This window comes from Tsukamurella sp. M9C, from assembly GCF_020169415.1.
Lineage (GTDB): Bacteria > Actinomycetota > Actinomycetes > Mycobacteriales > Mycobacteriaceae > Tsukamurella.
In genome coordinates, this window is the sequence record NZ_JAIULG010000002.1 from 52,924 (window position 1) to 79,009 (window position 26,086).

General features: G+C 72.9%; 23 protein-coding genes. 18 read left to right on the plus strand and 5 right to left on the minus strand.

Translation table 11 applies throughout. The features are described from left to right. Positions 1-3 precede the first annotated feature (3 nt). From LB823_RS01540 to LB823_RS01560, 5 genes are read left to right on the plus strand one after another with little or no spacing between them, the layout of a single operon-like run. Positions 4-696, plus strand: a complete 693-nt coding sequence (locus tag LB823_RS01540) for a hypothetical protein (RefSeq protein ID WP_224644997.1) — start codon at positions 4-6, stop codon at positions 694-696. Positions 697-750: 54 nt separating this feature from the next. Beyond that, entirely contained in the window at positions 751-1,791 is a 1,041-nt protein-coding gene (locus LB823_RS01545) for an Rv2578c family radical SAM protein (protein ID WP_224644998.1), read from the plus strand. Between the two features lie 33 nt (positions 1,792-1,824). Further along, complete coding sequence (locus tag LB823_RS01550) at positions 1,825-2,214, plus strand: metalloregulator ArsR/SmtB family transcription factor (protein ID WP_224644999.1); 390 nt, start codon at positions 1,825-1,827, stop codon at positions 2,212-2,214. Further along, positions 2,211-2,699, plus strand: a complete 489-nt coding sequence (locus tag LB823_RS01555; protein WP_224645000.1) for an SRPBCC family protein — start codon at positions 2,211-2,213, stop codon at positions 2,697-2,699. Before LB823_RS01550 ends, LB823_RS01555 begins: the two co-directional genes overlap by 4 nt. A gap of 46 nt (positions 2,700-2,745) precedes the next feature. After that, entirely contained in the window at positions 2,746-3,900 is a 1,155-nt protein-coding gene (locus LB823_RS01560; RefSeq protein WP_224645001.1) for a GTP-binding protein, read from the plus strand. On the opposite strand, the gene LB823_RS01565 is transcribed toward LB823_RS01560, so the two are convergent. Further along, positions 3,894-5,444 carry a glycerol-3-phosphate dehydrogenase/oxidase gene (locus tag LB823_RS01565; protein WP_224645002.1) on the minus strand — a complete coding sequence of 517 codons (1,551 nt, stop codon included), beginning with the start codon at positions 5,442-5,444 and terminating at the stop codon, positions 3,894-3,896. The genes LB823_RS01560 and LB823_RS01565 overlap by 7 nt on opposite strands. Continuing rightward, complete coding sequence (locus LB823_RS01570) at positions 5,441-6,049, minus strand: TetR/AcrR family transcriptional regulator (protein ID WP_224645003.1); 609 nt, start codon at positions 6,047-6,049, stop codon at positions 5,441-5,443. The genes LB823_RS01565 and LB823_RS01570 overlap by 4 nt, the downstream gene beginning before the upstream one ends. Positions 6,050-6,064: 15 nt before the next feature. Here LB823_RS01570 and LB823_RS01575 point away from each other — a divergent pair, with 15 nt between their 5' ends. Then, complete coding sequence (locus LB823_RS01575) at positions 6,065-7,654, plus strand: FAD-binding oxidoreductase (RefSeq protein WP_224645004.1); 1,590 nt, start codon at positions 6,065-6,067, stop codon at positions 7,652-7,654. Beyond that, complete coding sequence (locus tag LB823_RS01580) at positions 7,651-8,532, plus strand: diacylglycerol kinase family protein (RefSeq protein WP_224645005.1); 882 nt, start codon at positions 7,651-7,653, stop codon at positions 8,530-8,532. The genes LB823_RS01575 and LB823_RS01580 overlap by 4 nt, the downstream gene beginning before the upstream one ends. Before the next feature lie 3 nt (positions 8,533-8,535). Here the strand turns inward: LB823_RS01580 and LB823_RS01585 are convergent, their stop codons facing one another. From LB823_RS01585 to LB823_RS01595, 3 genes are read right to left on the minus strand one after another with little or no spacing between them, the layout of a single operon-like run. After that, positions 8,536-10,167 carry a DUF885 domain-containing protein gene (locus LB823_RS01585; RefSeq protein ID WP_224645006.1) on the minus strand — a complete coding sequence of 544 codons (1,632 nt, stop codon included), beginning with the start codon at positions 10,165-10,167 and terminating at the stop codon, positions 8,536-8,538. Positions 10,168-10,222: 55 nt separating this feature from the next. Beyond that, the gene (locus tag LB823_RS01590; RefSeq protein ID WP_224645007.1) at positions 10,223-10,699 is read right to left on the minus strand and encodes a hypothetical protein; all 477 of its coding nucleotides are present in this window, start codon (positions 10,697-10,699) and stop codon (positions 10,223-10,225) included. Positions 10,700-10,703: 4 nt separating this feature from the next. Further along, positions 10,704-11,594 carry a neutral zinc metallopeptidase gene (locus tag LB823_RS01595; protein ID WP_224645008.1) on the minus strand — a complete coding sequence of 297 codons (891 nt, stop codon included), beginning with the start codon at positions 11,592-11,594 and terminating at the stop codon, positions 10,704-10,706. 97 nt (positions 11,595-11,691) lie between these two features. On the opposite strand from LB823_RS01595, the gene aspS reads away from it, so the two are divergent. The 11 genes from aspS (at position 11,692) to LB823_RS01650 (ending at position 26,077) form a co-directional block, all read left to right on the plus strand. Next, positions 11,692-13,494, plus strand: coding sequence for an aspartate--tRNA ligase (gene aspS, locus LB823_RS01600; RefSeq protein ID WP_224645009.1), 1,803 nt, complete (start codon positions 11,692-11,694; stop codon positions 13,492-13,494). 4 nt (positions 13,495-13,498) lie between these two features. Continuing rightward, positions 13,499-14,431 (plus strand): DUF389 domain-containing protein, encoded by a 933-nt coding sequence (locus LB823_RS01605; protein WP_224645010.1) that lies wholly within the window; start codon positions 13,499-13,501, stop codon positions 14,429-14,431. Further along, positions 14,428-16,902, plus strand: a complete 2,475-nt coding sequence (locus tag LB823_RS01610; RefSeq protein ID WP_224645011.1) for a circularly permuted type 2 ATP-grasp protein — start codon at positions 14,428-14,430, stop codon at positions 16,900-16,902. The genes LB823_RS01605 and LB823_RS01610 overlap by 4 nt, the downstream gene beginning before the upstream one ends. Next, entirely contained in the window at positions 16,893-17,810 is a 918-nt protein-coding gene (locus LB823_RS01615) for a transglutaminase family protein (protein ID WP_224645012.1), read from the plus strand. The genes LB823_RS01610 and LB823_RS01615 overlap by 10 nt, the downstream gene beginning before the upstream one ends. A 15-nt stretch (positions 17,811-17,825) precedes the next feature. Beyond that, entirely contained in the window at positions 17,826-18,932 is a 1,107-nt protein-coding gene (locus LB823_RS01620) for a hypothetical protein (protein ID WP_224645013.1), read from the plus strand. 25 nt (positions 18,933-18,957) lie between these two features. After that, positions 18,958-20,328 (plus strand): replication-associated recombination protein A, encoded by a 1,371-nt coding sequence (locus LB823_RS01625; RefSeq protein WP_224645014.1) that lies wholly within the window; start codon positions 18,958-18,960, stop codon positions 20,326-20,328. 110 nt (positions 20,329-20,438) lie between these two features. After that, positions 20,439-23,111 carry an alanine--tRNA ligase gene (gene alaS / locus LB823_RS01630; RefSeq protein WP_224645015.1) on the plus strand — a complete coding sequence of 891 codons (2,673 nt, stop codon included), beginning with the start codon at positions 20,439-20,441 and terminating at the stop codon, positions 23,109-23,111. A gap of 2 nt (positions 23,112-23,113) precedes the next feature. Further along, positions 23,114-23,602 carry a Holliday junction resolvase RuvX gene (gene ruvX / locus LB823_RS01635; protein WP_224645016.1) on the plus strand — a complete coding sequence of 163 codons (489 nt, stop codon included), beginning with the start codon at positions 23,114-23,116 and terminating at the stop codon, positions 23,600-23,602. Beyond that, entirely contained in the window at positions 23,599-24,855 is a 1,257-nt protein-coding gene (gene mltG, locus LB823_RS01640) for an endolytic transglycosylase MltG (protein ID WP_224645017.1), read from the plus strand. The genes ruvX and mltG overlap by 4 nt, the downstream gene beginning before the upstream one ends. Beyond that, positions 24,843-25,667, plus strand: a complete 825-nt coding sequence (locus LB823_RS01645) for a shikimate dehydrogenase (protein WP_224645192.1) — start codon at positions 24,843-24,845, stop codon at positions 25,665-25,667. Before mltG ends, LB823_RS01645 begins: the two co-directional genes overlap by 13 nt. Continuing rightward, positions 25,664-26,077 (plus strand): thioesterase family protein, encoded by a 414-nt coding sequence (locus tag LB823_RS01650; protein ID WP_224645018.1) that lies wholly within the window; start codon positions 25,664-25,666, stop codon positions 26,075-26,077. The genes LB823_RS01645 and LB823_RS01650 overlap by 4 nt, the downstream gene beginning before the upstream one ends. The last annotated feature ends 9 nt before the right edge of the window (positions 26,078-26,086 follow it).

The following is a 26,086-nucleotide window of genomic DNA, read 5'->3' on the forward strand; positions in this document are numbered from 1 at the left end:
CGCGTGTCGTCCAGTCCCGCCGAGCCCGGCGCCCGCGACCCGCGGGAGCTGAGCGCGGAGGACGCCGTCGATGTGGATCTGATCCCGCCCCGCGTGGTGCTGCCGAAGGTGCGCCGCGCGGTGGCGGTGGGGCTTCTCGTCACCGTCGTGGTCGCCGTCGTCGTGACCGTTGTGGCGGGCCCGGTGTGGGGCACCGCGGTGCTGCTCGCCGGTGCCGCGCCGGGCCTGGGCGGGTACCTCGGCGTCGCGCGGCGGCGCGTGGTGCTCGATCACCGCGTGCTCACCCGGCGGACGCTGCGCACGCAGCGGGTCAACCTCATGGACGCCGACGAGGTCGACCTCGTCGCCGAGGTGGCGCGGTTCGCCCAGGTGTCGTTGCGCATCCGGCACGGGAGGACGACGGTGCGCCTCCCGGTCGCCCTGTACGAGGGGCCCGGCCGGGGCCGGGTGCGCGGCCGCGAGCTGCCGATGCTGGGCACCCGCCGGCTCGCGGAGGCGCTGGACCGCAACCGTCGCGCGGAGGTGCGTGACATCGGGCGGGTGCTCGCGGAACAGTCCAGGTCGCAGGCCTCGTCGACGCCGATGCGCGACCGCCCGCTGTTCCGCGCGGCCGGGATCGCGCGGGAGGTCGGCGGCGCCGAGGAGCTGGTCTTCACGGCCGACGAGGTGGACGAGATCGCCCGGCCGCCGTGGTAGACGCGCGGTGTTCGAACGCTTGACTGCGCTCGAACAAAATGTTCGACTAGCGGTGTGCGATGGGACGGTCAGCTGCTGAGTGATGCCGGTTCGGGCGTGCGTGCGCTGCCCGGCCTCGAGGGCGTGGGGCGCACGGTCACGACGCCCGAGTTCGAGGGCATCACCTTTCACGAGGTGCTCTGCAAGAGTGCGCTGAACAAGCTGCCGGAGTCCTCGGCGATGCCCTTCTCCTGGACCGTCAATCCGTACCGCGGGTGCACCCATGCGTGCACGTACTGCTTCGCCCGGTCGAGCCACGAGTACCTCGAGTTCGATGCCGGCGGCGATTTCGACTCGCAGATCGTGGTGAAGACGAATCTCGTCTCGGTGCTCAAGAAGGAGCTGCGCCGCGCGTCGTGGAAGGGCGAGCCGGTGGCGCTCGGCACCAACACGGACCCGTACCAGCGCGCCGAGGGCCGGTACCGGCTCATGCCCGGCGTCATCGGGGCGCTGGCCGGCGCGGGCTCGCCGATCTCGATCCTCACCAAGGGCACGCTGCTGCGGCGCGACCTGCCGCTGCTCACCACGGCCGCGACGCGCGTGCCGGTGCAGCTGTCGGTGTCGCTGGCGCTGCTCGATCCTGAGCTGCAGCGCTCGCTCGAGCCCGGGACGCCGAAGCCCGAGGCCCGGTTGGAGCTCATTCGGGCCATTGCGGACGCGGGCTTCGACTGTCACGTGATGGTCGCGCCGGTCGTGCCGTATCTCACCGACGACGTCGTCTCGCTGCGTGCGCTGATCGCGGCGCTCGCGGATGCCGGGGCGGCCAGCGCCTCGGTCATGGCGCTGAATCTCACGGGGCGGTACCGGGACTGGTTCCTCGGGTGGCTGTCGGAGAATCATCCGATGCTGGTGCGGCGCTACCGCCAGCTGTACGGCTCCACCGGCCGGGTCTCGGCCGACTACCGCACGCACCTGCGCGCCCGCGTCACGCCGATGCTCGAGGAGTTCGGGCTGCTGCGCCTGGAGGATCCGTATGCGAGCCCGCCGCAGCGTGCGCCGCGCACCCCGCGGGTCCACGGCTCCGCCGCGCCGGACCTGCAGGAGTCGCTCTTCTAGACAGGTGCGTAACCAATGCGTTACGCTTCTGAGGTGAGCGTCTTCGCGGCCATCGCCGACCCGGTGCGTCGGCGGATCGTGCTGCTGCTGAGCGCGGCTCCGATGACCGCGGGGCAGATCGCCGCCGAGTTCGACATCAGCCGGCCGGCTGTCAGCCGGCATCTGCGCGTGCTCCGCGACGCGGGCGTCGTCGAGGGCGGACCGTCGGGCGAGGACGGGCGCGAGCGCTCGTACGCGCTGCGGCTCGCCGCTCTCGAGGAAGTCGACGGCTGGCTGGCGCGGGTTCGCGGCCCCGCCCGGCTCGCGGGCCTGCTCGCCTCGCCCGCGCTGGACACCGAGGTGCGCCGCACCCGGCGCGACCACGCCCGCGCCGCGGGCGGGACCACTGAGATCGACGGACCACGAGAACGGGGAACGGCATGACCAAGCAGGCGACGGGGCGCGTGGAGCCGACGGACGGCGGACGCGACCTGATTCTCGAGCGGTACTTCGACGCGGGCGTCGACGACGTCTGGGCCTCGATCACGGAGCCGGAGCGGACGGCGCGGTGGTTCGGCCCCTGGACGGGTGAGCCCGGCGTCGGATCCGTCGTGCAGGTGACGATGGGCTTCGAGGAGGGCGCTCCCGTCATGCCGATGACCATCACGGCGTGCGAGCCGCCCCGCAGGCTGGGCGTGCACTCCAAGGACGAGTACGGCGAGTGGAACCTCGAGGCGCTCGTCGAGCGGGACGGTGACCGCACCCGGCTGACGTTCGTCCACCACCTCGATGCCGCGGCCAACGCCACGGAGGTGGGGCCGGGCTGGGAGTACTACCTCGACGCGCTCGTCGCCGCCGAGACCGGCAGTGCGACACCCGATTTCGGCGACTACTTCCCGGCGATGTCGGTGCACTACGGCGGCGAGTGACGGGGCCGCCCTCGCGCCACTAATGAAAACGATTACTATTAGTGGCATGACCGACTCAGCCCCACTGCCCGTCACCGTCCTCTCCGGCTTCCTCGGCGCCGGCAAGACCACGCTCCTCAACCACCTGCTCACCAATCGCGACGGCCTGCGCGTCGCGGTGATCGTCAACGACATGAGCGAGGTCAACGTCGACGCCGCGCTGGTCGATCTCGGCGGCTTCGATCGCACCGAGGAGAAGCTCGTCGAGCTCAGCAACGGGTGCATCTGCTGCACCCTGCGCGAGGACCTCGTCGACGCCGTCGGGGCGATCGCGCGCCAGCGCACCCCCGAGGGGCTGCCCCGCTTCGATCACCTCGTCATCGAATCCACCGGCATCTCCGAGCCCATGCCCGTGGCCGCGACGTTCGACTGGACCTTCGACGACGGCAGCCGTCTCGGCGACCTCGCCGCCCTCGACACGATGGTCACCGTGGTCGACGCCAGCACGTTCCTCGGCGAGATCGCGCGCGGTTCCAGCCTCGCGCAGCGCGGCCTCGGCGCGGCCGCGGGCGACGAGCGGTCCATCGCCGACCTGCTCATCGACCAGGTCGAATTCGCCGACGTCGTGCTCATCAGCAAGCTGGATCTGGTCTCCGCCGCGGCCGGCGGCGCGGTCGAGGCGACCGTGCGGCGGCTCAATCCACGGGCGCGGGTGCGGCCGCTGCCGCGCGGCGAGATCGCGGTCGCCGAGGTGATCGGCACCGGCCTGTTCGATCGCGAGGCCGCGTCGTCTGTCGCCGGATGGGACGACGAGGTGATTGGCGGCCACACGCCCGAGACGGAGGAGTACGGCATCTCCTCGACCGCCTACCGGGCCGACCGGCCGTTCCATCCGCAGCGGCTGCTCGAGTCGCTGGCGGAGGTGCGGGCGGTGCTCCGGAGCAAGGGCTTCTGCTGGATCGCGAGCCGTCCCGACCTGGTGGGCGTCTGGTCGCAGGCCGGGCCGAACCTCACCATCGAGCCCGCCGCCTACTGGTCCCAGGTCGACGGTGCGCCGCAGCAGGAGCTGGTCTTCATCGGCGTGCGCCTCGACGCCGAGCGGATGCGGGCCCTGCTCGACCGCGCGCTGCTCACCGACGACGAGGTCGCCGAGGGGCCGGCAGCGTGGGTGGAGTACCCGGACCGGCTACCGGCGTGGAACGTTCCGGCACACCGTCACTGAGCGGTGAGGGCGCGCCTGGCGGCACCCGTCGCCGCCGCGGCGACCTCCGGGATGAGCGCTAGGCGCGTGCGGCGCTCGAGCAGGTCCTCGGCCGTGATCGCGCCCTCGACGAGCGCGCCGAAGGCCAGCTCCGCGCCGGTGATCTCGGTGCCGTCGGCGACCGGCGCGGCGAGCGCCGGGTCGGCCGCGCCGAGCGCGACGACGACGGGAGCCTCGGTGCCGTAGGCGCGGACCAGCCGCTCCGGGGCGTCGACGCGCCGCAGGGCGTCCCGCGTCGCGGCGCCGACCAGGGGCAGCGTCCGGGTGACGCAGGGGCCGGCGGTCAGGCCCGATGCCGCGAGGGCGGCGTCGACGGCGTCCTCCGCCATCCGGCGGTACGTCGTGAGCTTGCCGCCGACCACGGTCACGAGGCCGTCGCCGCGGGTGAGCACCGCGTGCTTGCGGGAGACGTCGGCCGTCCGCCCCTCGCCGGAATCGAGCAGCGGGCGCAGACCGGCGAAGGTGCCGACGACGTCGTCGCGGGTCAGCGGCGTGCCGAGGGCCAGGTTCACCGTCGCGAGCAGGAAGTCGATCTCGGTGTCGGACGGCGTCGGCACGTCGGGCAGCGGACCGTCGGCCTCCTCGTCCGTGAGGCCCACGTAGACGCGCCCGTCCGGTTGCGGCAGCGCGAAGACGTACCGACCGAAGGCGCCGGGCACGGGCACCGTCAGGCCCGCGGTGAGCCCGCCGAACGTCTCCTGCCGGAACACGAGATGCGTGCCGCGGCTGGGCCGCAACGCGATCGCCGGGTCGACGGTGCCCGACCACACGCCGGTCGCGTTGACCACGGCCTTCGCGCGGACGGTCACCGAATGGCCGGTCAGCTCGTCGGTGATCGTGGCGGCGGTGCCCGTGACCTGCGAGGCGGCGCAGTGGGTGAGGATCGCCGCGCCGTGGCTCGCGGCGGTGCGGGCGATGCCCACGGTGAGCCGGGCGTCGTCGGTGAGCTGGCCGTCCCAGTTGAGGAGGCCACCCCGCAGGCCCGCGCGACGCACGGTGGGGGCCATCGCGATGACCTCTCCCGCGGAGATGCGGCGCGACCGGGCCAGCTCGGACGAAGGGGTGTGGGCGGCCAGGCGCAGCGCGTCCCCGGCGAGGAAGCCGACCCGGGTGAGCGCGGCGTCGCGGCGCCGGACGTCGCCGAGGAGTGGAACCAACTGGGGGAGAGGCCGGGTGAGGTGCGGAGCGATCACCCGGATCAGGGCGTCGCGTTCCACGGCACTCTCGTAGGCGATCCCGACTGCGCCGGAGGCGAGGTAGCGCAGGCCGCCGTGCACGAGCTTCGAGGACCAGCGGCTCGTGCCGAACGCGAGGTCGTGCTTCTCGACCAGCGCGACGCGCAGGCCGCGGCTCGCGGCGTCGAGCGCGACGCCGGTGCCGGTGACCCCGCCGCCGATGACAAGCAGGTCAACGGAGGGGTCGGCCGTCAGTGCGGCGAGGTCGGCGGAGCGGCGGGCGGCGGAGAGCCGGGAGGCGGGATCGATCGACTCGACGGTGGCGGTCACGGCGCGAGGTACCGGTCGATGAGGTCGAAGAGCTGGGCGTCGAGCAGGTCGGCGGACTCGGTGAACACGGGCCCGGTGAGCGCGGACGACCACGCGAGCTGCAGCACGACGGCCGCGTGCTCGGCGGGCTCGCCGGCGCGGATGCTGCCGTCGGCCTGGCCGGCGGCGATCCCGCCGGTGATGGCCTCCAGCTGGGCGCGCGACGTCCGGCCGGTGCGGTGCAGCAGGTAGGGCATGAGGAACTCGGGATCGAGCTCGATGATGCGGCGCAGCAGCGGGTGCGAGCGGGCAGCCGCGGTCACGTGCACGACGGTGCGCGCGACGGTCTCGCGGCCGGTGGCGCCGTCGAACAGGCCGACGCCGGTGAGCGCGGCGACGAACTCGCGCGTGGTCACGGCGGCGGCCAGGGCCTGGACGTTCGGGTAGCGGCGGTAGAGCGTGGCGCGGGAGACCTGCGCGGTGCGGGCGACGTCGGCCATCGTGGTGCGGCGGATGCCGATGGTGGCCATCAGGTCGCGCGCGGCGTCGAGGATCAGCTCGTCGTCGACGGCGTTGGCGGGTCCGCGCGTGGACGTTCCCCGAGGATTGAGATCCTGCGACATCATGTGTACAAATGTATCATGACTTCGTCCGAGGTGGATCTGCCCGTCGTCGCTTTCGAGCCCGGCCGCTGGGGTGATCCCGCGAACCCCATGCATCTGTCCGAGTCGGTGCTCGGCGCCCTCACGATGCTCGGCATCGACGGCGGACCCGGCGAGCCCGAGCAGCCCTTCCTCATGCCCTCGCGCGTCTCCGGCCGGGCCCTCGCGGCCCTGCAGAAGACGGGTGTGACCGTCGCCACCGACGACGCTACCCGGCTCGCGCACCTGCGCGGCTTCTCCACGCCGGACCTGCTGAAGTTCCGCGCCGGCGACACCTCCGACGCGCCGGACGCCGTGATCGTGCCGGCGACCGCGGAGCAGGTCGCCGAGGTGCTGGCGGTGTGCGCGGCCAAGGACCTGACGCTCAGTCCGTTCGCCGGCGGCACGTCCGTCACCGGCGGCCTCGCGCCCGAGCGCACCCTCCCCGTCGTCGCGCTGGACCTCCGCGGCCTGTCCGGCCTGATCGACCTCGACGCGGTCTCCCAGATCGCGACCCTCGCGGCGGGCACCCGCCTGCCCGAGGCGGAGCGCCTGCTCGCCGAGCACGGCTACGAGCTCGGTCATTTCCCGCAGTCCTACGAGGGCGCGACCATCGGCGGCTGCGCCGTGACCCGCTCCGCCGGACAGTCCTCGATCGGCTACGGCCGGTTCGACGAGATGGTCGTCGGGCTCACCGTCGCCACGCCGCAGGGCGTCGCCGAGATCGGCACCGCCCCCAAGTCCGCCGCCGGCCCCGACCTGCGGCAGCTCTTCCTCGGCTCCGAGGGCGCCTTCGGCGTCGTCACCGCGGTCCGCGTCCGGGTGCACCCCGTCCCGGCGGTCCGCCGGTTCTACGGCTGGCGCTTCCCCGACTTCGCGGCCGGATCCACCGCCATGCGCGCGCTGGCTCAGAGCTCCGTCCGCCCGACGGTGCTGCGTCTGTCCGACGAGGCCGAGACCGGCCTCAACCTCGCGAACCCCGGCGCCGCCGGCCAGGCCGCGGTCGGCGGCTGCCTCATGGTCGTCGGCTTCGAGGGCGACGAGCCCGACGTCGACTGCCGCGACGGCTACGTCTCCGCCCGCCTGATCGAGCTGGGCGGCGAGTTCCTCGGCGAGGAGCCCGGCGAGGCTTGGCGCGTCGGGCGGTTCCGCGGCCCGTACCTGCGCGATCCGCTGCTCGACGCTGGCGCGCTGGTCGAGACGCTGGAGACCGTGACCTTCTGGTCGAACGTCGAGCGGCTCAAGGCCGACGTGACCGCCGCGCTCACCGGCGCCCTCGGCGAGCAGGGCACGCCCGCCGTGGTCATGTGCCACATCTCGCACGTCTACCCGACCGGCGCCTCGCTGTACTTCACGGTGATCGCGAAGGCCCTGGAGGACCCGCTGGCCCAGTGGGGTGCGGCGAAGGTCGCCGCCAACGCCGCGATCCGCGCCGCGGGCGCGTCGATCACGCACCACCACGCCGTCGGCACGGACCACCGGGCCACCTACCTGGAGGAGATCGGCGACGTGCAGGTCACCGCCCTGCGCGCGGTCAAGGACGCCCTCGACCCGCAGGGCGTGCTCAACCCCGGGATCCTGCTCCCGTGACCGCCACGGACGTCATCGCCGTCCTCAACCCCATCTCGGGCGGCGGGATCGCGCGCACCCGGTGGGCCGCCGTCGCCGAGGAGTTGGCCCGCCGGGACGTCTCCACGGACGTCGTCGAGTCGACGTCGAGCACCGACGCGCGGCGGCTCGCTGAGGAGGCCGCCGCGTCGGGCGCGCTGACCGTCGCGGTCGGCGGCGACGGCCAGATCCGCGAGGTCGCCACCGGCGTCCTCCGCGTGCCGGGCGCACCCATGGGCATCGTCACCGCGGGCCGCGGCAACGACATGGCCCGCCACCTGCGCATTCCCGACGAGGCGTCGGCCATCGCCGACGTGCTCACCGACGGCCGCCGCAAGGACCTCGACGTGCTCACCGTCGGCGGCGAGATCGCCGTCGGCAACGTCTACGTCGGCCTGGACTCGGTGGCCACCGAGCTGATCAACAAGCTGCGCTGGATGGGGCCGCTCGCGTACCGCCTCGCCCCGGCGATCGCCGCGCTCCGCTGGAAGCCCGCCGCCTTCCGGATCGAGGTCGACGGTGCCGTCCACGAGGGCCCGGTGCACATGGTGGTGATCGCCAACTCCGGCTGGTACGGCAGCGGCCTGCACATGGTCCCCGCCGCGGCGTCCGACAACGGCCGCATCGAGGTGCTCGCCGTCGACGGTGCCGGGAACAAGCTCAAGCTCATCAGCGCGATGGGGGAGGCGAAGACCGGCGCCCACGTCGCGCGGGCCGAGGTCCTGACCTTCAGCGGCCAGGAAGTCGTCGTCAGCGCCGACCGCCCGATCCCCGTTCACGCCGACGGCGACTACCTGCAGGAGCTGCCCGTCACCGTCGGGATCCGCACCGCCGTCCTCCCGGTCCTCGTGCCCCGCTGACGCTCAGACGATCGCGGCGCGCAGGGTGTCCAGGCCCATGCCGCCGAGCGCCAGGGCGTCGCGGTGGAAGTCCTTGACCGTCGATCCGGGGTGCGCGGCGAGGTAGGCGTCGCGGGTCTGCTGCCACACGCGCTGGCCCACCGAGTACGACGGTGCCTGCCCGGGCCAGCCGAGGTAGCGGTGGTACTCGAAGCGCAGTTGCTCGTCCGACATGGCGACGTGCGAGCGGAGTAAGGCCCAGCCCTTGTCGTAGGTCCAAGCCCCGCCGCCGACCTCGGCGGGCGCCTCGAAGTCGCAATGCACGCCGATGTCGAGAACGACCCGCGCCGCGCGGAGGCGCTGGGAGTCGAGCATGCCCATGAGGTCGCCGTCGTCGTCGAGGAATCCCAGGTCGCGCATCAGGCGTTCGGCGTACAGCGCCCATCCCTCGCCGTGGCCGGAGGTGAACGAGTAGAGCTTGCGCCACCGGTTGAGCGGCGCGATCACGGCCTGCCCGATCTGCAGATGATGGCCGGGCACGCCCTCGTGATAGACGGTCGTCTTCTCCTGCCAGGTGTGGAACTCGGTGACACCGGGCGGCACGGACCACCACATCGAGCCCGGCCGGGTGAGGTCCGCGGACGGGCCGGTGTAGTAGATCCCGCCGTTGCTGCTCGGCGCGATCCGGCAGTCCAGGTGATGCAGCTCGGCGGGGATGTCGAAGTGCGCGCCCGCGAGCGCGGCCACCGACTCGTCCGACGTGCGCTGCATCCACTCGCGCAGAGCGTCGGTGCCCTGCAGCGCGTACCGCGGCTCGGTGTCGAGCCTCGCCAGGGCCTCCGCGACGGTCGCGCCCGGGTACAGGCGGGCCGCCACCTCGTTCTGTTCGGCGACGATCGAGGCGAGGAGTTGCCGGCCCCAGGCGTAGGTCTCCTCCAGATCGACGGCCGTGCCCAGGAACACTCGTGAGTGGAGCGGGTACGCCTCCCGCCCGACACCGAGGCCGCCGGGCTGGTCCACGGCGATCGCCGAGGGGGCGATCTCGGTCTCGAGCACCTCCGCGAATCGGCTGAAGGACGCGCGGATCTCATCGGTGAGGCCCGGCGCGACGTCGGCCGCCCGAGCGGCGTTGGCCGCGACCTGCTCGCCTGCCTCGCGGGCCTGCGCTAGTACTTCGCGGACCTGGAGCGCGGGGAAGGGCCAGGCCCCGTCGGCGAGGCGGGCCCGCAGGCCGGAGACGGCCGACTCGACCGCCTGCGGCACAGCCGCGAGGCGAGGCGCGAGGCGCGGGTCCCCGTCGGGCATGAGGTCGAAGACGTCGCGGATCGCCTGCAGTGGGGAGGCGATGACGTTGAGGTCGCCGACGGTCCGCCCCGCGTCCGCGAGCTCGATCTCGACGCCGAGCCGCTCGCGTAGCGCGTCCGCGGTGACCCTGTCGGCGTCCGACTCCGGCGTCAGTGTTGCGAGCTCGGCGAGCGTCTCGCGCGCGACGACGATCCTGGCGGCGACGCCCGCAGGGGAGAAGTCGGTGAGCCGGTCGTCGAAGTCGGTGATCCCCACCGCGGTGGCCTCGATCGGATCGACCTCGGCGAGCCGCAGGGCCAGACGGTCCGCCAGGGCGTCGATCGGCGTGGGGGTGGGAGTGGTGTCAGCCATGCCCCGAGGTTAGGGGAATCGTGGCCGGAAGGGGATCGGGTTGTTCGCGCACCGCTCAGTGCCTGCGGTCGCGGCGATCGGAGTACGCCGACGCGGCGCCGTTCAGCGCAGCGATGCAGAGCAGGGCCACGGCCGTGAGCGCCCAGAATCCGGGAGTGCCCCAATGCATGTGGTGCGCGAGCTCGAAGGTCTCCTTGAGCGCGATGAGCGCGGCGCCCGCGGCCACGATCATCCACGCGCGCGCGACCGCGAAGTAGCGGGCCAGGTTCGCCGACTGCGCCGGAGTCAGCACCGTCGTGAGGGTCCCGACGTACGCGGACTGGCGCTTGCGGGCGAGGTAGAGCGCGAGCGGAGGAAAGATCCACCAGACCGCGGACGGCCGCGAGGGCGGCGCCGTCGCGCGGACGGCCTCCCGCACCTCGGCGAGGTGCGAGCGCTCCCGTTCCAGCTCGAGGCGGGACTGCAGCAGCGGCCCCGCGACGAGCAGCCACCCGCCGAGGTAGGCGCCCCAGCGGATCAGCGTTTCGAGCACCGGATCAGATGGTGCCGCTGAAGGTGTCGCACTGCGCGGGGGCGCCGGTGCGGTAGCCCTGCGAGAACCACCGCACGCGCTGCTCCGACGTGCCGTGCGAGAAGGACTCGGGGTTGACGTTGCGGCCCGCGTTGCGCTGGATCGTGTCGTCGCCGATGGCCTGCGCGGTGGTGATCGCGTCGGAGATCTCCTGCTGCGTCAGCGGCTTGAGCATCGCGTCCGCGCCCTTGTCCGCGTGGGCCGCCCAGACGCCCGCGTAGCAGTCGGCCTGCAGCTCGACGCGGACCGAGCCGCCCTGCGCGCCCTTGCCCTGCTGCGCCTTGTTGATGTCGCCCAGCAGCGTCTGCACGTGGTGGCCGAACTCGTGGGCCACGATGTACTCCTGCGAGAACGGCGCGTTGGTGCCGCCCATCTTCTTGATCACGCGGTCCATGAAGTCGATCTGGAACACCGCGACCTGGTCGCCGGGGCAGTAGAACGGGCCGGTGTCGGCGCCCGCCACGCCGCACGCGGTGTTGATGGACTGCGCGCCCACGGGCATGATCTTGGTCCCGCCGCGCGGCGGCTGGTAGCCCCGCAGCACCGTCGGCCACACCTTGTTCAGGGAGATCGTGGTGGCCTTGATGCGGCACGCCGTGTCGCTGTTGGCCTGCTCGTAGGTGCAGTTCTTGAGCTTCTCGTCGAGCTGCTGCTCCGCCTGGGAGAGGCCGGGCCCCGCTTGCTGCGGCGCCTGCGTCATCCCGCCGGTGCTGCCGGTGAGGAAGTAGATGAGCAGGCCGATCACGACCGTGCCGATGCTGCCGCCGCCGATCACCATGCCGCGGCCCATGCCGCCACCGCCGCCGCCCGCACTGACGTTGCCGCCCTCGAGTGGCCCGTTGCCCTGAAAGGTCATGCGCACAGCATTCCATGACAGGGGTGAGATCGTGAACCGGTTCGCCCCGTAGCATGACAGGCGCTCGAAGATTCCCCGTCGAAAGGACACCCCGAAAGTGCTGCGCACTCACCTGGCCGGATCGTTGCGTGCAGAGGATGCCGGCACCGTCGTCACCCTCGCGGGCTGGGTGGCGCGTCGGCGTGACCACGGCGGAGTGATCTTCATCGACCTGCGCGACAGCTCCGGCGTCGCCCAGGTCGTCTTCCGCGAGTCGGACGTCGCCGAGCAGGCGCACCGGCTGCGCTCCGAGTACTGCGTCCTGGTGACCGGCACCGTCGAGAAGCGGCCCGAGGGCAGCGAGAACCCGAACCTGCCGTCCGGTGCCATCGAGGTCAACGTCGCCGAGCTGACGGTGCTCAACGAGTCGGCGCCGCTGCCCTTCCAGCTCGACGAGGAGCCGGGCGAGGAGGCGCGCCTGAAGTACCGCTACCTGGACCTGCGACGCGAGGGCCCCGCCGCCGCGATCAAGCTGCGCAGCCAGGCGAACGCCGTGGCGCGCAACATCCTGGCGCTCAACGACTTCACCGAGATCGAGACGCCGACGCTGACCCGCTCCACCCCGGAGGGCGCCCGCGACTTCCTGGTGCCTGCGCGTCTGCGCCCCGGCACCTTCTACGCGCTGCCGCAGAGCCCGCAGCTGTTCAAGCAGCTGCTCATGGTCGCCGGCATGGAGCGGTACTACCAGATCGCGCGCTGCTACCGCGACGAGGACTTCCGCGCCGACCGACAGCCCGAGTTCACCCAGCTCGACATCGAGATGAGCTTCGTGGACCAGGAGGACGTGATCGCCCTCGGCGAGCAGATCGTCAAGGCCCTGTGGTCGCTCATCGGCCACGAGATCCCCACCCCGATCCCGCGCCTGACCTACGCCGAGGCCATGCGCCGCTTCGGCTCGGACAAGCCGGACCTGCGCTTCGGCCTCGAGCTCGTCGAGTGCACCGAGTACTTCAAGGACACGCCGTTCCGCGTCTTCCAGGCGCCGTACGTCGGCGCCGTCGTCATGCCGGGCGGCGCGAGCCAGCCCCGTCGCCAGCTCGACGCGTGGCAGGAGTGGGCCAAGCAGCGCGGCGCCCGCGGCCTCGCGTACGTGCTGATCGGCGAGGACGGCGAGCTGACCGGCCCCGTCGCCAAGAACCTCTCGGACGACGAGCGCGCCGGCCTGGCCGCGCACGTGCACGCCCAGCCGGGCGACTGCGTGTTCTTCGCCGCCGGCCCCACCAAGACGATGCGCGCCCTGCTGGGCGCGGCCCGCGGCGAGATCGCCGACAAGCTGGGCCTGATCAAGGAGGGCGACTGGGCCTTCACCTGGGTCGTCGACGCCCCGCTGTTCGAGCCGGCCGACGATGCGACCGCCTCCGGCGACGTTGCCGTGGGCGACGGCGCCTGGACGGCGGTGCACCACGCCTTCACCAGCCCCAAGCCGGAGTCGGTCGACACCTTCGACACCGACCCGGGCAGCGCCCTGGCCTACGCCTACGACATCGTCTGCAACGGCAACGAGATCGGCGGCGGCTCGATCCGTATCCACCGCAAGGACGTTCAGGAGCGCGTGTTCGCGATCATGGGCATCGACGAGGAGCAGGCCCGCGAGAAGTTCGGCTTCCTGCTCGACGCCTTCTCGTACGGCGCCCCGCCGCACGGCGGCATCGCCTTCGGCTGGGACCGCGTCGTCTCGCTGCTGGCCGGCGCGCCGTCGATCCGCGAGGTCATCGCGTTCCCGAAGTCGGGCGGCGGCGTCGACCCGCTGACCGACGCGCCCGCGGCCATCACGGTGCAGCAGCGCCGCGAGTCGGGCATGGACGCCAAGCCGAAGAAGCCGGAGCAGGCCGCGGCGGACCAGGGCGCCGAGCAGAAGTAGCCGCGTGCGCCACATCCGGGTGATCAGCCCGCCCGATCGGACCGATGCGGTGCTCGCGCTGCTGCGGTCGCGGCCGGGCGTCACCCACATCACGCTGGCGCCCGGCACGTCGCTCGTCCCCGCGGGCGACGTGCTCAGCGCGGAGGTCACCCGGGAGGCCGCGCACCGCGTGCTGCAGGGCATCGAGGAGCTCGGCATCCCCGCCGACGGCGCCGTCACCGTCTCGACGCTGGACACGGTGCTCTCCGATGCCGCTGAGGCCGCGGAGAAGGCTGTGCCCGGCGACCCGTCGGACGCCGTGGTCTGGGAGGAGCTGACCGCCCGGACCCGCGAGGAGTCGACGCTCAACTCGACCTTCCTGGCCTTCCTGGTGCTCGCGGTCCTGCTGGCCGCCGTCGGCGTGGTGACCAACTCGCCGGTCACCGTGGTCGGCGCGATGGTCGTGGGGCCGGAGTTCGGGCCGCTCGCCGCGATCGCGGTGGCGCTCGCGACCCGTCGCCTGCACTTCGCGGTACGCCCCGTGATCGCGCTGTCCGTCGGTTTCCCCGTGGCGATGCTGTGCACCTGGCTGGGCGCGGAGGCCGCGCTCGCCGCCGACCTGTTCACCGTGGACGTCCTCGACTCCGCGGGCCAGGTCGACTTCATCTACCGCGTCGGGCCGTTCTCGCTCATCGTCGCGCTGCTCGCCGGCGCCGCCGGCATGATCTCGATGGTCACCGCGAAGTCGGCCGCCCTCGTGGGCGTCTTCATCTCCGTCACGACGGTGCCCGCCGCCGGCTACGCCGTGGTCGCCGCGACGGTCGGGGAGTGGCAGCGCGCCTTCGAATCGACGGGGCAGCTCGCGATCAACCTGGTCGGCATCGTCGTCGCGGGGGTCCTCGTGCTGGTCCTGCGGCCCGCCGCGTGGCGCGACATGCGGGAGCAGGTGGGCCTGTGAGCATCGACGCGCTCCGCGACCTCGACGCGGCCGGCCTGCGCCGACTCTCCGCGCGGGTCCGCGGCCTCATCGACGACGAGGGCATCACGTACAACGCCCTCGACGCGCTGCCCCCGGCCCACGACCCGGCCGTCCCCGGGGCGGCGACCGAGCCCGGGCCGTGGCGGCTCGACCCGCTGCCGGTGCTGCTCGGCGCGGAGGAGTGGGACGCCCTCGCCCGCGGCGTCGCGCAACGCTCGCTGTTGCTCGACGCGGTCCTCAAAGACTTCTACGGCGAGCAGCGCACCCTGCGCAGCGGCACCGTGCCGCCGGAGGTGCTCTTCGCGCACCCCGGCTTCATCCGGCGCGCCGTCGGCGTCCCGTCGCCGGGCCCGCGCTCGCTGTTCCTGCACGGCGTCGACCTCGGGGAGGCCGCCGGCGACGAGGTGACCGGCTACGTCGCGGTCGCGGACCGCACCCAGGCCCCGTCGGGCGTGGGTTACGCGCTCGCCGACCGCCGCGTGACCTCCCGAGCGCTGCCGCGCGAGCTCCGGGCCGAGACGCCGCGTCCCGTCGCGTCCTTCGCGGCGGCCCTGCGCGTCCAGCTCGTCGAGGCGGCGCCGCCCGGGGTCGACGATCCGACCGTCGTCGTGCTCAGCCCTGGCTCGTTCTCCGAGACCGCGTTCGATCAGGCCTACCTCGCGTCGGTGCTGGGCTTCCCGCTGGTCGAGGCGTCCGACCTGACGGTGCGCGACGGGGGCGTGTTCATGCGCTCGCTCGGCCGGATGAAGCGCGTCCACGTGATCCTGCGGCGCGTCGATTCCGAGTTCTCCGACCCCCTCGACCTGCGTACGGACTCGCAGCTCGGAGTCGTCGGGCTGGTGGAGATGATGACGCGCGGGGCGGTCACCGTCGTCAACACGCTCGGCTCGGGCGTCCTCGAGAACCCCGCCCTGCACGCCTACCTTCCGCAGCTGTGCCGCGACCTGCTCGACGAGGACCTGCTGCTCCCGTCGACGCCGACGCTCCACGCCGCGACCCCGGCAGGACGCGCCGCGGTCGACGGTCCGCTCGACGACCGGCTCGTGCTGAACTTCGCCACCGGCGAGCGGTTCGCAGGCGCGGCGCTCTCCGAGGACCGGGCCACCGACCTGCGACGACGGATCGCCGCCGACCCGACGGTGTGGTGCGTCAAGACGCTCGTGCCCTTCACCGGCCGGCCAGCCGTCGAGCGTGGCGCCGTCACCGAACGCGGCTTCGCCCTGCGCGCCTTCGCCCTCGCCCAGGAGTCCGGATACACCGTGCTGCCGGGCGGCCTCGGCCAGGTGCTGGTCGACGGTGCCGACGGCGCCCTGCTGCACTCGTCGGCCGCCCGCGACGTATGGGTGCCCTCGTCGGAGGAGCTGCGCGCCCCCGCTCGGGTGGCGACCGCGCCCCGCTCGGGCCGGATCGGCGCCGCCGCGAGCGGCCCCGTCGCGACGCCGCGCGTGCTCTCGGACCAGTTCTGGATCGGGCGGTACGCCGAGCGCGCCGAGGCCACCGTGCGGATGCTGTCGATGGCGCACGACCGGAGCCGCGAGTTCCGGCACCGGCCGTGGCAGGCGGGCGCCGACGTGCTGCAGCCGCTGCTCGACGCCGTCGTCGAGGCCACCGTGACCGATCAGCTCGGCCCGATCGTCGTGGAGGGCACGGAGCAGACGGACGTGCTCGCGCGCCTGCGCCGTCTCACCCTCGACGTCGACGTGCCGGGCAGCGTCGCGCACTCGGGGGTGCGGCTGCGGTCCTGCCTGCGGGCCGTGCGCGACCAGATGTCGACCGACACGTGGCTCGTGCTCAGCGGCGCTGAGCGCTCGCTCGGGCGGCTCGCGGCCGACCGCGACGACGCGGGGGAGCAGCTCGACCAGACGCTCGGCGAGGTCCTGGTCTCGCTGCTGGCCTTCGCCGGCCTCGGCCGGGAGTCGCTGGTGCAGGACCCGGCGTGGCTGATGATGGACGCCGGCCGCCGCATCGAGCGGGCGCTGCAGCTCACGGCGGTGACCCGGGCGATGGTGGTCCCCGAGAATCCCGCCGAGATCGAGGCGGGCCTGCTCGACGCGTACCTCGTGACGTGCGAGTCCGCCGTCACCTACCGTCGCCGGCACCGCGCCGTCCTCCGCGCGGGCGCCGCCGTCGACCTGATGTTCCTCGACGCGACCAACCCGCGCTCGCTCGTCGCCGCGCTCACCGCCCTGTCCGCCGACCTGGCGCAGCTGCCCGACGAGCTGCGCAGCGCGACGTGCGAGCGCACCGTCGGCGAGGTCCTGGCGCAGCTGGGGCGGTTCGACCTCGACGACGCCGAGACGATCGTCGACGGGCGGCGGTCGGAGGTCGAGGCACTGCTGGACGCCGTCGACGAGGGCGTGCGGGAGGTCTCCGACGTCCTCGAGCGGACGCGGTTCGCCCCGCCCGCCGCCGCACGGCCGATCTGGGTGGGGGTGCAGTCATGGGCCTGAGTTTCTCGCGCCGCACCGAGGACTCCCGGACCCGCCGGTACCGCGTGGTGCACGAGACCACGTACACCTACGACGCGGAGGTCACGTCCAGCTTCGGGCGCTGCTACCTCTCGCCGCGGGAGCTGTCCGACCAGCGGGTCGACGAGCACGCCATCATCGTCGGGCCCGAGCCCTCGGACCGCTCCGAGGGCGTCGACGCCTACGGCAACACCGACACCTACTTCCACGTGACCACGCCGCACACCCGGCTCCTCGTCCGCGGCGAGTCCCTCGTCGAGGTGGACCCGCTGGACCGGGCGATCACCGACGAGGGACCGGCGCTCGCGCCGTGGGAGTTGGCCCGGCCCGTCGGCGAGGCGGGAGCGCTCGCCGCGCAGTACCGGCTCGACCAGCGGCCGCCCGAGATCGACGACGCCGTGCGCGCCTACGCCGACGCGATCTTCACCCCCGGGAAGCCGCTGGTGGAGGCCGTCGAGGAGCTGACCACGCGGATCTACACGGACTTCGCTTACAAGTCGGGCGCGACGAACGTCTCGACCCGCGTCGGCACCGTGATGGAACGCCGCGAGGGCGTCTGCCAGGACTTCGCGCGCGTCGCGATCGCCTGCCTGCGGTCCAAGGGCCTCGCCGCGCGGTACGTCTCCGGTTACCTCGCGACCGAGCCGCCGCCCGGCCAGGACCGGGTCGTCGGCGCCGGCGCCACCCACGCGTGGGCCGCCGTATGGCTGCCCGGCGACGCGTGGTTACCGTTCGACCCGACCAACAACAAGTTCGTCGACGAGCGGCACGTGACCGTCGCCTGGGGCCGCGATTACGAGGACGTTCCGCCCCTGCGCGGCGTCATCTACACCGAATCGAAGGGATCGAAGATCCATGTCTCCGTGGACGTCGCGCCCCTGCCCGACTGAGGTAGGTTGGAAGTGATGGTCACCGCGCTGGGGTACGAGACGACGAGGGCGGCCCTTTCCGCGGTGGAGGGCCTGCTGGGTCGCCGGGTCGGCGCCTCCGTCGACCTGGGGGAACCCGAGGATCTGGGTGGTTCCGGCCGCACGCTCGTGATGCGCGTGCGGGTGCTGCACAACAACCCGCTGCTGCCGCGGTCCGTCGTGATCAAGCAGTTGCGCGCCGCCGACCACACTGACAAGGACCACTCGGAGGCCTTCGCCCGCGAGGGCGCCGCCTACAAGTTCGCGACCGCGCTGCCGGTCGACGCGCGGCCCGGTCCGCAGCTCCTGGCGTCCGATGCGGAGCAGCGCATCCTCGTGCTCCAGGACCTCGGCGAGGGCGAGACGATGGGGGACCTGCTGCGGCGCACGCCGTCGTCGGGCGCCGCCACGGTGCTCTCCGCCTGGGCGCAGGCCCTCGGCCGCATGCACGCCGGCACCTACGGCCGCGAGCGCGACCTGTCGGTGCTCGCCCGCCGCGAGCACACGGACTCGCGCCACGACCCGGTCGCCGGCGAGGCCGCCCGCGCCGCCGAGGCCGTGCCGGCCGCTGTCGGCGGGGTCGACGATGCCGCGCGCGCCGTGCTCGACGCCGCGGTCGCCCTCTTCACCGAGGGGCCGTTCCGAGCGTTCAGCCCGTCCGACGTCGGTCCCGACAACACCCACGTCGTGGGTGGCGCCGTGCGCTTCCTGGACTACGAGTGGGCCGGCTTCCGCGACGGCGCGCTGGACGTGGCCTACGCGCTGCTGACCTACCCGGACTGCACCGAGGACGGCCACGACCCCGACCTCGACGTCGCGATCGTGGAGGCCTGGCGCTCGGAGGTCGTGCGGCTGTGGCCGCGCCTCGCCGACGACGTCTCGCTCCGCCGCCACGTGACCACGGCCAAGCTGGCCTGGCTCACCCTGGCCACCTACTGGGCGCTCGGCCTCGATTCCGCCAGCCGGATCGACGCCGGCCACCTCGACAGCCTGCCGGCGTGGTCGTACGACGACCTCGCGGCGCGCTGGGACCGGCTGGCCGCGGCGGATCCGCGGGTCCGCGACTTCGCCGTCGCGGCCGCCGCGAAGGTCCGGGCGCTGTGACCCGCCCCGCGGAGGTCCGCACCCGGTGACCGGCTCCCTGTTCGGCGACGACGGGGACCTCGGAGCGCCACCCGAAGCACCCCCGTCCCGGGGACCGGTCGAGTTCGTCCCCACCCACGCGGGCACGCCGCTCGCGGTCCGCATGCGGCCCCGCGACCTCGACGAGGTGCTCGGGCAGGAGCACCTGCTCGGCCCCGGGACGCCGCTGCGCCGGCTCATCGACGGTGCGGGCGCGGCCAGCGTGATCCTGTACGGCCCGCCCGGCACCGGCAAGACGACGATCGCCTCGCTCATCTCCGGCGCGACGGGCCGCCGGTTCGAGGCGCTGTCCGCCCTCTCGGCGGGCGTCAAGGACGTGCGCGCCGTCATCGAGCTGGCCCGCCGCCGCCTCCTCGTCGACGAGCAGACGGTGCTCTTCATCGACGAGGTGCACCGGTTCTCCAAGGCGCAGCAGGACGCACTGCTCGCGGCCGTGGAGAACCGCGTCGTGCTGCTCGTCGCGGCCACCACCGAGAACCCCAGCTTCTCGGTGGTCTCGCCGCTGCTCTCGCGCTCCCTCATCCTGCAACTGCGCCCGCTCGAGCCCTCACACATCTCCGAGCTCATCGACCGCGCCCTGTCGGACCCGCGGGGCTACGACGGCGCGCTCACCATCGCCGACGAGGCCCGCGAGCACCTCGTGCGCCTGGCCGGCGGCGACGCCCGGCGCTCGCTCACCGCGCTCGAGGCGGCCGCGGACGTGACGCTGGGCGAGGGCGGCGACGAGATCACCCTGGAGGCCGTCGAGTCGTCGATCGACACCGCCGCCGTGCGGTACGACCGGGCGGGCGACCAGCACTACGACGTGATCAGTGCCTTCATCAAGTCGATCCGCGGCTCCGACGTCGACGCGGCGCTGCACTACCTCGCCCGGATGATCTCGGCGGGCGAGGACCCGCGGTTCATCGCCCGCCGCCTCGTCGTGCACGCCTCCGAGGACATCGGCATGGCCGACCCGCAGGCGCTGCTCGTCGCGACTGCCGCGGCGCAGGCGGTCCAGCTCATCGGCATGCCCGAGGCGCGGCTCGCGCTGGCGCAGGCCACGATCCATCTGGCCTCGGCGCCCAAGTCCGACGGGGTCGTCGCGGCGATCGGCGCCGCGATGGGCGACGTGGCGGCCGGCAAGGCCGGGCCGGTGCCGCCGCACCTGCGCGACGGCCACTACGCCGGCGCGGAGAAGCTGGGCAACGCCCAGGGCTACGTCTACCCGCACGGGGTGCCGGGCGGCGTCGCCGCGCAGCAGTACCCGCCCGACGACCTGGTCGGTGTCGACTACTACGCCCCCACCGATCACGGTTTCGAGCGGGAGATCGGCCCGCGGGTGACCCGGCTGCGCGGGATCCTCCGGCGTCGGTGACGCGACGGCCGGACCGGGCCGAGGAACGCACGTGCGCCGGGTGTCGGCGCGTCGGTAAGGTGGTTGGGTCGCTGTAACGCTCGAAGACACTCAGAACGCGAAGGATCGCTGTGCAGACCCATGAGATTCGGAAGCGGTTCACGGACCACTTCGTCAAGGCCGGACACACCCAGGTGCCGAGTGCATCGCTGGTGCTGAACGACCCGAATCAGCTGTTCGTGATCGCGGGCATGGTGCCCTTCGTGCCGTTCTTCCTGGGCCAGCAGACCCCGCCGTACGACCGCGCCACGTCGATCCAGAAGTGCGTCCGCACCCTGGACATCGAAGAGGTGGGCATCACCACGCGGCACAACACCTTCTTCCAGATGGCCGGCAACTTCAGCTTCGGCGACTACTTCAAGCGCGACGCCATCCGGTTCGCCTGGTCGCTGCTGACGAACCCCGTCGAGGACGGCGGCTTCGGGATGGATCCCGAGCGCCTGTGGTCGACGGTCTACCTGGACGACGACGAGGCCCGCGACCTGTGGCTCGAGGTGGGCCAGGTCCCCGAGCGCATCCAGCGCCGCGGCATGAAGGACAACTACTGGTCGATGGGCATCCCCGGCCCCGCCGGCCCGTGCTCGGAGATCTTCTACGACCGCGGCCCCGAGTACGGCGCCCCGGGTGGCCCCGAGGCCGACGAGGACCGCTACATCGAGATCTGGAACCTCGTCTTCATGCAGAACGAGCGGGGCCAGGGCGGCGGCAAGGAGAACTTCGAGATCCTCGGCGAGCTGCCGAAGAAGAACATCGACACCGGCATGGGCGTCGAGCGCGTCGCCTTCCTGCTGCAGGGCGTCGACAACGTCTACGACACCGACCTGCTGCGCCCCGTGATCGATCGCGCGCAGGAGCTCACCGGCCAGCGCTACAACGCCGGCGACGCCGAGCACGACCGCCTGTTCCGCGTCATCGCCGACCACACCCGCACCGCCGTCATGCTCATCCAGGACGGCGTGAACCCCGGCAACGACGGCCGCGGCTACGTGCTGCGCCGCCTGCTGCGCCGCGTCGTCCGCTCGGCCCGCCTCCTCGGCGCCACCGGCGAGACCATGGGCGACTTCGTCGACACCGTCATCTCGACGATGACGCCGTCGTACCCCGAGCTCGCCGACGACGCGCAGCGGATCCGCACCGTCGCCACCGGCGAGGAGCAGGCCTTCCTCAAGACTCTGGAGCAGGGCACCACCCTGTTCGGCAACGCCGTCGACGCCACCAAGTCCTCCGGGAAGACGATGCTCTCCGGCGACGACGCCTTCACCCTGCACGACACCTACGGCTTCCCGATCGACCTCACGCTGGAGATGGCCGCCGAGGCCGGCCTGCAGGTCGACGAGGAGGGCTTCCGCGGCCTCATGGCCGAGCAGCGCCAGCGCGCCAAGGACGACGCGAACTCCCGCAAGTCGGCGCTCGCCGACCTCTCGGTGTTCCGCGAGTTCCTCGACCGTGGTCCCACCGAGTTCACCGGCTTCGACGAGCTGGTCTCCGACGCCCAGGTCCTCGGCCTGGTCAAGGACGGCGTCCGCGTGCCCGTCGTGCACCAGGGCGACGACGTGGAGATCGTGCTCGATCGCAGCCCGCTGTACGCCGAGGCCGGCGGCCAGCTCTCCGACATCGGCACCATCACCACGGCCGCCGGCGCGCAGATCGTCGTCACCGACGTGCAGCGCGTCGCCAAGACGCTGTGGCGCCACCAGGGCACCGTCGCCTCCGGCGAGGTCTCCGAGGGCGACACCGTCACCGTCGCCGCCGACGCGGGCCACCGCCACGGCAGCACCCAGGGCCACTCCGGCACCCACCTCGTGCACGCCGCGCTGCGCCAGGTGCTCGGCCCCAACGCCGTCCAGGCGGGCTCGCTCAACAAGCCCGGCTACCTGCGGTTCGACTTCCGCTGGTCGGGCGGCCTGAACGACGACCAGCGCACCGACATCGAGCGCGTCACCAACGAGGCCGTCCAGGCCGACTACGCGGTGCACACCGACGTCACCGACCTGGAGACCGCCAAGCGGCGCGGCGCGATGGCGCTGTTCGGCGAGAACTACGGCGATCAGGTGCGCGTCGTGGAGATCGGCGGCCCGTTCTCGATGGAGCTGTGCGGCGGCACGCACGTCGCCAGCTCGGGCCTCGTCGGCCCCGTCACCGTGCTCGGCGAGAGCTCCGTGGGCTCCGGCGTGCGGCGCGTCGAGGCGTACGTGGGCCTCGACTCGCAGAAGTACCTCGCCAAGGAGCACGCGCTCGTCTCGGCGCTGTCCAGCTCGCTCAAGGTGCCCTCCGAGGAGGTGCCCGCTCGCGTCGAGTCGCTGGTCACCCGCCTCAAGGACGCCGAGAAGGAGCTCGAGAAGCTCCGCGCGCAGGCCGCCCTCTCGGCGCTGGCCGAGCTGGCCTCGTCGCCGGAGCGCGTCGGTGCGGTCCGACTCGTGGCCGCGAAGGCCCCGCAGGGCGTCACCGCGGGCGAGCTCCGCGGCCTGGTCACCCAGCTCAAAGGCCGGCTCGGCGCCGAGCCCGCCGTCATCGCGCTGTTCGCGGTCGACGGCGACAAGGTCCCGTTCGTGGTGGCCGCCAACGACGCCGCCCAGGACTTGGGCGTCAAGGCCGGTGACGTGGTCAAGGCCGCGGCGCCGTCCGTGGGCGGCCGCGGCGGCGGCAAGGCCGACATGGCGCAGGGCGCCGGCTCGGACGCCTCCGGGGTCGACGGTGCCCTCACCGCGGTCCGGGCCGAGGTCGCGCGGACGGTCGGCGCCTGACGGTGAGCGGCGCGGAACCCGCCTGGGAGCGGGGCCGGCGGCTGGCCCTCGACGTGGGCAAGGCCCGCATCGGCGTGGCCGTCTGCGACCCCGACGGGATCCTCGCGACGCCGGTCGAGACGGTGCGCGCCGCGAAGGACGGGTCGGACCTGCGCCGGATCGCGCAGCTCGTGGTCGACTACGAGCCGGTCGAGATCGTGATCGGCATGCCGCGCACCCTCCGCGGGGAGCACGGGGCGTCGGCGAAGATGGCCGAGGGCTTCGCGCGGCGGCTCGCCGGGGTTCTCGGTGCCGCGAGCACGACGCCGCCCCGGGTATGTTTTTTCGATGAGCGCTTCACCACCGTCACGGCGCAGCGGGCGCTGCGCGAGAACGGGGTGCGGGCGAAGGAGCAGCGAGCGGTGATCGATCAGGCCGCCGCGGTGGCCATCCTCCAGGGATGGCTCGACGAGCGGAGGCCGGTGTCCGGTCCCGAGGAGGTCGACGAGTGAGCGACGGCTGGAACAACGAGCGCGCCGATCCGGTGGCGGTCGGCGAGCAGCGGTCCACCCGCTCGGAGCGGCGCCGTGCGGCGCAACGCGAGCGGATCAAGCGCCGTCGCCGCGTCGCGCTGCTGTCGCTGATCGTCGTCTTCCTGGTCGTCATCGGCGGCGTGCTGTGGACGGTGCGCGGCTCCCTGTTCGGCGGCGGCTCCACGCCCGAGGATTACGCCTCCGGGCAGGCGGGTCCCGAGGTCGTGGTCCACATCGAGGGCCAGAACAACTCCGACTTCGCGCAGAACCTCGTGGACGCGGGCGTGGTGAAGTCCGTGGGCGCGTTCAACCAGGCGGCGGGCGACAAGCCGATCTCCGCGGGCTACTACGAGCTGCGCAAGTCGCTGCCGGCGTCGGAGGTCGTCACGATGCTGGTCGACCCGGCGCGGTCGCACCGCGTGGGCATGCTCAACGTCTCCGCCGGCGCCGTCCTCGACGACAAGCGCAGCAAGGACAACAAGGTCGCGCAGGGCATCTTCAGCCAGCTCTCCGCCGCCACCGCGCACACCGTCGACGGCGTGAAGAAGCAGACTCCGAAGGCCGAGTTCGTCAAGGTCGCCTCCGCCGCGTCGGTCGCCGACCTGGGCGTCCCGGAGTGGGCCGCCGCCACCGTCACCCGGCTCAAGGGCGATCACCGCCGCATCGAGGGTCTCATCGCGCCCGGCGTCTGGGACCAGATCGATCCCGCGGGGACGCCGACCGCCATCCTCAAGCAGCTCATCACCGCGTCGGCCAAGCAGTACGAGGCGCAGGGCCTGCTCACCGCGAGCCGGACGTCTCCCGCGAAGCTGGCGCCGTACCAGGTGCTGGTCTCGGCGTCGATCGTCGAGCGCGAGGTCAACCAGGCCGACGACTACCCGAAGGTCGCGCGGGTGATCCTCAACCGTCTGGCGAAGAACCAGAAGCTCGAGATGGATTCGACGGTCAACTACGGCGAGGCCGTCACCGGCATCGACGTCGCGGGCGAGAAACTGCTCAAGAAGACCGAGTGGAACACCTACGCCAAGACCGGCCTGCCGGCCACGCCGATCGGCGCCGTCGGCACCGACGCGCTGGTCGCGACGGAGAACCCCGCGCCCGGGCCGTGGCTGTACTTCGTCACCGTCGACAGCAAGGGCACCACGCTGTTCACCGACGACTTCGCCCAGCACGAGCGCAATCGGCAGAAGGCGTGCGACACCAAGTTCCTCACCGTCGGCTGCGGTCCGTGACGCGGCGCGCCGCCGTCCTCGGCAAGCCGATCACCCACTCGCTCTCGCCCGTCCTGCACGGCGCGGCCTTCGCCGCGCTCGGCCTGGACTGGACCTACGAGCGGATCGAGTGCGACGCGGAGGCGCTGCCCGGCCTCGTCGGAGGGCTCGGCCCCGAGTGGGTCGGCCTGTCGGTCACCATGCCGGGCAAGTTCGCGGCGCTGGAGTTCGCCGACGAGCGAACCGACCGCGCCGTGACGGTCGGCTCCGCCAACACCCTGGTCCGCACGGAGGTGGGCTGGCTCGCCGACTGCACCGACGTCGACGGCGCCGCCGGCCTCCTCGCCGAGTGCGGCGCAGCGGGGGAGTCCGCGGTCGTGGTCGGCGCGGGCGGCACGGCCCGACCGGTGTTCGCCGCGCTCGCCGAGCGGGGCTTCACCCGCACGACGGTGCTGGCCCGCTCGGAGGAGAGGGCACAGGGCGCGCTCGCGTGCGCCGAGACCTTCGGGCTGACGGCCGCCTGGGCGCCGCTGACCGCGGCGGCGGTTCCGCGGGCCGACGTGGTCGTCTCCACGCTGCCCGGCGCCGCCCAGCCCGACGACTTCCCGCTGATGGACGCGTTGTCGTCGGCGGCGCCCGCCGTCGCGGACGTGGCCTACGACCCGTGGCCGACCCTGCTCGTCGCCGCCGCGGACTCGAAGGGCGCACGCACCGCGGGCGGCCTGACGATGCTGCTGCACCAGGCCTTCCGGCAGGCCGAGTGGTTCACCGGCAGGCCCGCGCCGCGGGAGGCGATGGCGGCGGCGCTGGCCGCCGCGAGGGAGGCATCATGAGCACGGACTTCCGCTACCGCTTCCGGCCGCGGTACTACGAGATCGACCGCCAGGGCGTCATGTTCAACATGTGGTACCTCGGCTACGTCGACACGGCGATCGGCGAGTTCTACGCCGATCGCGGCACGCCGTACGAGGCCATGATCGCCGCGGGCTACGACTCGCAGGTGGTGCACGTCGAGCTCGACTACGCCGCGGGGCTGACCGACGAGGGCGACACCGAGCTCGTCATGCGTACCGGGCGGATCGGCACGAAGAGCTTCACGATCGAGTTCGTCTTCGTCACCGATCTCGACGCCGGCGAGCCGACCGAGGCCGTCGCCGGGCGGATCGTCTACGCCGTGATCGCCGCCGACGGCTCGGGCTCCATCCCGATTCCCGATGCGCTGCGCGAGGCCCTGCAGGCCTGACACACTGGC

Excerpts from the sequence above, each read along its gene's own strand:
- LB823_RS01555 (WP_224645000.1), top strand. The coding sequence starts at position 2,211 with ATGACCAAGCAGGCGACGGGGCGCGTGGAGCCGACGGACGGCGGACGC.
- LB823_RS01560 (WP_224645001.1), top strand. The coding sequence starts at position 2,746 with ATGACCGACTCAGCCCCACTGCCCGTCACCGTCCTCTCCGGCTTCCTC.
- LB823_RS01570 (WP_224645003.1), bottom strand. The coding sequence starts at position 6,049 with ATGATGTCGCAGGATCTCAATCCTCGGGGAACGTCCACGCGCGGACCC.
- LB823_RS01575 (WP_224645004.1), top strand. The coding sequence starts at position 6,065 with ATGACTTCGTCCGAGGTGGATCTGCCCGTCGTCGCTTTCGAGCCCGGC.
- LB823_RS01585 (WP_224645006.1), bottom strand. The coding sequence starts at position 10,167 with ATGGCTGACACCACTCCCACCCCCACGCCGATCGACGCCCTGGCGGAC.
- LB823_RS01595 (WP_224645008.1), bottom strand. The coding sequence starts at position 11,594 with ATGACCTTTCAGGGCAACGGGCCACTCGAGGGCGGCAACGTCAGTGCG.
- LB823_RS01615 (WP_224645012.1), top strand. The coding sequence starts at position 16,893 with ATGGGCCTGAGTTTCTCGCGCCGCACCGAGGACTCCCGGACCCGCCGG.
- LB823_RS01620 (WP_224645013.1), top strand. The coding sequence starts at position 17,826 with ATGGTCACCGCGCTGGGGTACGAGACGACGAGGGCGGCCCTTTCCGCG.
- LB823_RS01650 (WP_224645018.1), top strand. The coding sequence starts at position 25,664 with ATGAGCACGGACTTCCGCTACCGCTTCCGGCCGCGGTACTACGAGATC.